The organism is Mesorhizobium sp. M7A.F.Ca.ET.027.03.2.1, from assembly GCF_003999175.1.
In the GTDB taxonomy this organism is placed as follows: Bacteria; Pseudomonadota; Alphaproteobacteria; order Rhizobiales; family Rhizobiaceae; genus Mesorhizobium.
The window spans coordinates 1-5,970 of record NZ_RZOM01000307.1 but is presented as its reverse complement, the minus strand read 5'-3'; the positions used below and the strand labels follow the sequence as shown (position 1 = coordinate 5,970).

The following is a 5,970-nucleotide window of genomic DNA, read 5'->3' as shown; positions in this document are numbered from 1 at the left end:
GTCATGTTGATGAGGTGGGGCACGACATCGCCGTCGATCTCCTTCGGATTGACGAAATGCGTCATGCCGAAGCGCTCGCCCCACTCCTTCTTGTCGTTGTTCAAATCGACGCCGATGATCATGTCGGCGCCGGCAAGTTTCAGGCCTTGGATCACGTTGAGGCCGATTCCGCCGAGGCCGAAGACCACGGCGGTGGCGCCGATCTCGACCTTGGCGGTGTTGATCACAGCACCGATGCCGGTGGTGACGCCGCAGCCGATGTAGCAGATCTTGTCGAAGGGCGCGTCGGGGTTGACCTTGGCCAGCGCGATCTCGGGCAGCACGGTGAAGTTGGAGAAGGTCGAGCAGCCCATATAGTGAAAGATCTTGTCCTTGCCGATCGAGAAGCGCGATGAACCATCGGGCATCAGGCCCTGGCCCTGGGTGGCGCGGATGGCCGTGCACAGATTGGTTTTTCGCGACAGGCAGGAATGGCACTGGCGGCATTCGGGCGTGTAGAGCGGGATGACGTGATCGCCCTTCTTGAGCGAGGTGACGCCCTTGCCGATATCGACGACCACGCCGGCGCCCTCATGGCCGAGGATGGCCGGAAACAGACCTTCCGGATCGGCGCCCGACAGCGTGAATTCGTCGGTGTGGCAGATGCCTGTCGCCTTGATCTCGACCAGAACCTCGCCCTCACGTGGGCCGTCGAGGTCGACCTCCATGATCTCCAGCGGCTTTCCGGCGGCGACAGCGACAGCGGCGCGGGTTTTCATCAGGCGTCCTCCAATGCGATTTTTTTCCAAGGTTTCAGGTTTTGCCGACACGATCAACTGGCAGCTGGCTCCCCGACTGGGCCACAGCGATGAATTGGAATCGCAAGTCGATTGAAAGGCAGTGAATTGCATGGTCGGCTTGACCCTGCAAGCACAGGCCATAAAAGGAACGGCCGACCCGAGGGGATGACATTTCGCATGTTCACCAAGATCCTGATCGCCAATCGCGGCGAAATTGCCTGCCGCGTCATCAAAACGGCGCGCAAGATGGGCATCGCCACGGTTGCCGTCTATTCCGATGCCGATCGCGATGCCGTGCATGTCGAGATGGCCGACGAGGCGGTGCATATCGGGCCTTCGCCAGCCGCGCTGAGCTATCTCGTCCCGGAAAAGATCATCGCCGCCTGCAAGGAAACGGGAGCCCAGGCCGTGCATCCCGGCTACGGATTCCTGTCCGAGCGGGCGGCCTTCTGCGAAGCGCTGGAAGCGGAAGGCATCATTTTCATCGGCCCGAAGCCCAAGGCCATAAAGGCGATGGGCGACAAGATCGAATCGAAGAAGTTCGCCAACGCCGCCAAGGTTTCCACCGTGCCCGGCTGGCTCGGCGTCATCGAGAATGCCGACCATGCCGAAAAGATCGCCGGCGAGATCGGCTATCCCGTGATGATCAAGGCTTCGGCCGGCGGCGGCGGCAAGGGCATGCGCATCGCCTGGAGCGAGGCCGAAGTGCGCGACGGCTTCGACCGCGCGCGCTCGGAAGCCAAGAGTTCGTTCGGCGACGATCGTGTCTTCATCGAGAGATTCGTCGTCGATCCGCGCCACATCGAAATCCAGGTGCTGGCCGACGCGCATGGCAACGCGCTCTATCTCGGCGAGCGCGAATGCTCGATCCAGCGACGCAACCAGAAGGTCGCCGAAGAGGCGCCATCGCCATTCCTGGACGCCGCGACACGCAAGGCCATGGGCGAGCAGTCGGTGGCGCTGGCCAGGGCCGTCGATTATCAAAGCGCCGGCACCGTGGAATTCATCGTCGACAGCGAGAAAAACTTCTATTTCCTTGAAATGAATACACGGTTGCAGGTCGAGCATCCGGTGACGGAGCTCGTCACCGGCATCGATCTGGTCGAGCAGATGATCCGCGTCGCCGCCGGCGAGAAGCTTGGCCTGAAGCAAAGCGACGTCAAACTGAACGGCTGGGCGGTGGAAAGCCGGCTCTACGCCGAAGACCCTTACCGCAATTTCCTGCCTTCGATCGGCCGGCTGACGCGCTACCGGCCGCCTGAGGAAGGACAATTCGGCGATGTCGTCATCCGCAACGACACCGGCGTCACCGAAGGCTCCGAAATCTCGATGTTCTACGATCCGATGCTCGCCAAGCTGTGCACCTGGGCGCCGACGCGTCTGGAAGCCATCGATGCCATGTCGGAAGCGCTCGACAGCTTCGTCGTCGACGGTATCGAGCACAACATTCCGTTCCTGGCTGCGTTGATGCAGCATCCGCGTTGGCGGGAAGGGCGGATATCGACCGCTTTCATATCCGAGGAATATCCCGACGGCTTCACGCCGGTCGTGCCGAACGATGACGAGAAGGCCGTTCTGGCCTCGATCGCGACCGCGGTGGAATTGCTGCGGCGTGATCGGCTTGACCGGCTGGGCGGGCGCCTGGCGCCGCATTCGGGAGCGCTGAAGCGCGACTGGGTGGTGAAGATCGGCGATGACTATCTGTCGGCCTCGATTATCGAGGGCATGATTTCCATTCCGATGGAAATCGATCTGTCGATCGAGGGCGGCAGGGCGTTGACCGTTGCATCAGACTGGCGGCCGGGCGACCTGGTCTGGCGCGGCACGGTCGGCAAGCGCAAGGTTACGGCTCAGGTCAGGCCGGTTGCCAATGGCTTTCGCATTGCCTGGAAGGGCATGTCGGTGACCGCGCGCGCCATGCTGCCGCGCACCGCCGAGTTGGAAAGGCTGATGCCCGAAAAGGTAGCGCCGGACACGTCGAACCTGCTGCTTTGCCCGATGCCTGGCCTTGTCGTGTCGATTGCCGTTGCCGAAGGCCAGGAGGTCAAGGCCGGCGAGACCTTGGCGGTGGTCGAAGCGATGAAGATGGAAAACGTGCTGCGTGCTGAACGCGACCTTGTCGTCTCCAAACTCAACGCCAAACCGGGCGACAGCCTGGCTGTCGACGCGGTGATCATGGAGTTTGCTTAGGGCTAGCCGGGCAGGCAGCCTGTGATCAGCAGTGGTTTGTGCTGGACTGGCATCGCGCGGTCCCGGACAATACATCTCCATCGACTCAAGGACCTTCACGCAGCACCATGGCCGACGAAAAACTTCCCCGCGATCCCCTGAAGCGCGAAGCAGCGATTGCTGCGGCGCGGCCGGAGGCCCCGGCGCGGCCCTTCGTCCATCTGCGCGTGCATTCGGCCTATTCGCTGCTGGAAGGCGCCTTGCAGATCGGCAAGGTGGTCGCTCATGCGGTCAAGGACGAAGCCCCGGCCATCGCCGTCACCGACACCAACAACCTGTTCGGCGCCCTGGAATTCGCGCAGAAGGCGGTGAAGGACGGCATTCAGCCGATTATCGGCTGTCAAACGGCGCTCGCCTTTTCCGGCGAAAACAGCGATGGCCAGCGCGACCGCAGGCGGCAGGGTCCCGATATGCGGCCGGTCGTCCTGCTTGCCGCGACCGAGGCCGGCTATTCCAACCTGGTCAGGCTGGTCAGCCGCGTCTACCTCGAAACGCCGCCGGGCGAAGCCGTGCACCTGACCACGGAAATGATGGAAGGCTTTTGTGACGGGTTGATCTACCTCAGCGGTGGGCCGCGCGGACCGATCGGCACCGCCATCAAGGAAGATCGCCGCGATCTGGCCGAGGCACGGCTTTTGACCCTGAAGGCAATGTTCGGCGATCGCCTCTATGTCGAACTGGACCGGGTTTCCGGTTATGATCGCGTAATCGAGAAATCCTCGATCGATCTGGCCTATGCGCATGAATTGCCCCTGGTCGCCACCAACGAGGCGTTCTTTTCCTCTCGCGACGACTATGACGCACATGACGCGCTGATCGCCATCGCCGAAGGATCGGTCGTGGCCGCCGATAATCGTCGCCGGCTGTCGCCGGACAATTTCCTGCGCAGCCAGGCCGATATGGCCAGGCTCTTTGCCGATCTGCCAGAGGCGATCGACAACACTGTCGAGATCGCGCTGCGCTGCTCCTATTATCCCAAAAACCGCAATCCGATCCTGCCGCGCTTCACCGGCGGCGATGTCGCCGACAATGACGTCGCGGTGCAGGCGGAAGCCGACGAACTGGCCCGCCAGGCGCATGAGGGGCTCGACGCGCGCCTCGCCATGCATGGCCCGACATCAGGCTATACGGTCGAGCAATACCGCGAGCGGTTGAATTTCGAGCTTGGCATCATCACCAAGATGAAGTTTCCCGGCTACTTCCTGATCGTTGCCGACTTCATCAAATGGGCCAAGGCGCAAGGCATCCCGGTCGGGCCTGGCCGCGGTTCGGGCGCAGGCTCGCTGGTCGCCTATTCGACGACCATCACCGATATCGATCCGTTGCGCTTCTCGCTTCTGTTCGAGCGCTTCCTCAATCCCGACCGCGTGTCGATGCCCGACTTCGACATCGACTTCTGCCAGGATCGGCGTGAAGAGGTCATCCGCTACGTCCAGCAGAAATACGGCCGCGACCAGGTCGGCCAGATCATCACCTTTGGTACGTTGCAGGCCCGCGCCGTGCTTCGCGACGTCGGCCGCGTGCTGCAGATGCCGTATGGCCAGGTCGACAAGCTCTCCAAGATGGTGCCGCAGAACCCGGCCAATCCGGTCAAGCTCGCCGACGCCATCGCCAACGAGCCGCGTTTTGCCGAAGAGGCCGAGAGGGAGCCGATCGTCCAGACGCTGCTCGACATGGCGCAGAAGCTGGAGGGCCTTTACCGCCACGCCTCGACGCACGCCGCCGGCATCGTCATCGGCGACCGGCCGCTGTCGGAACTGGTGCCGATGTACCGCGATCCGCGCTCGGACATGCCCGTCACCCAGTTCAACATGAAATATGTTGAGCAGGCCGGGCTGGTGAAGTTCGACTTCCTCGGCCTGAAGACGCTGACCGTGCTGGAGACGGCGGTCAAGCTGATCCGCCGGCGCGGCATCGAGATCGACCTGGCAACGATCCCGCTCGACGATCCCGAGACCTACGCCATGCTGTCGCGCGGCGAAGTGGTCGGCGTGTTCCAGGTGGAAAGCGCCGGCATGCGCAAGGCGCTGATCGGCATGCGGCCCGACTGCATCGAGGACATCATCGCGCTGGTCGCGCTCTACCGCCCCGGTCCGATGGAGAACATTCCGACCTACAACGCCAGAAAGCATGGCGAGGAGGAGATGGCGTCGATCCATCCCAAGATCGACCATCTGGTGAAGGAGACGCAAGGCGTCATCGTCTACCAGGAACAGGTGATGCAGATCGCGCAGGAGCTGTCCGGCTACTCGCTCGGCGAAGCCGATCTGCTGCGCCGCGCCATGGGCAAGAAGATCCGCGCCGAGATGGACAAGCAGCGTGAGCGCTTCGTCTCCGGCGCGGTCGAGCGCGGCGTAGGCAAGCCGCAAGCCGATTTCATTTTCGACCTGCTGGCCAAGTTCGCCGACTATGGTTTCAACAAATCGCACGCCGCCGCCTATGCGGTGGTTTCGTACCAGACCGCCTATCTCAAGGCGCATTATCCGGTCGAGTTCCTGGCAGCGTCGATGACGCTCGACATGGGCAACACCGACAAGCTGGCCGATTTCCGCCAGGACGCGCTGCGCCTTGGCATCGAGGTTCTGGCGCCTTCGGTGATGTCGAGCTTTCGCCCCTTCGAGGTCGGTGAGAACCGCATCTACTATTCGCTGGCAGCGCTCAAGGGCGTCGGCGATGCGGCGGTCGAGCACATCGTTGCCCAGCGTGGCGAAAAGCCGTTCAAGAACCTCGCCGATTTCTGCGAGCGGGTCGATCCCAAGATCGTCGGCAAGCGCGTCTTCGAAAGCCTGATCATGGCCGGCGCGCTCGATTGCTTCGGCCATGACCGCGCATCGATGATGTCGGGCGTGGAACGCATGATGGGACTGGCGTCGCTGGCGCAGCAGAACGCGGTTTCCGGCCAGCACGACATCTTCGGCGCTTCGCTCGGCGCTCAGTCGCAGGCACTCAATCTGCCGGCGAC

General features: G+C 62.6%; 3 protein-coding genes. 2 read left to right on the top strand and 1 reads right to left on the bottom strand.

Annotated elements, in window-relative coordinates; genetic code table 11:
• Nucleotides 1–758 (bottom strand): alcohol dehydrogenase catalytic domain-containing protein (locus tag EN750_RS15395; RefSeq protein ID WP_127396932.1); only part of this gene is annotated, 758 nt, incomplete at its 3' end.
• A gap of 198 nt (nt 759–956) precedes the next feature.
• On the opposite strand from EN750_RS15395, the gene EN750_RS15390 reads away from it, so the two are divergent.
• Together EN750_RS15390 and dnaE are read left to right on the top strand one after the other, a co-directional pair.
• Nucleotides 957–2,969, top strand: coding sequence for an acetyl/propionyl/methylcrotonyl-CoA carboxylase subunit alpha (locus EN750_RS15390; protein WP_127396931.1), 2,013 nt, complete (start codon nt 957–959; stop codon nt 2,967–2,969).
• 107 nt (nt 2,970–3,076) lie between these two features.
• On the top strand, nt 3,077–5,970 hold a 2,894-nt coding region (gene dnaE, locus EN750_RS15385), incomplete at its 3' end, for a DNA polymerase III subunit alpha (RefSeq protein WP_127396930.1).

Coding starts and splice junctions, on each gene's coding strand:
- EN750_RS15390 (WP_127396931.1), top strand. CDS start 957: ATGTTCACCAAGATCCTGATCGCCAATCGCGGCGAAATTGCCTGCCGC.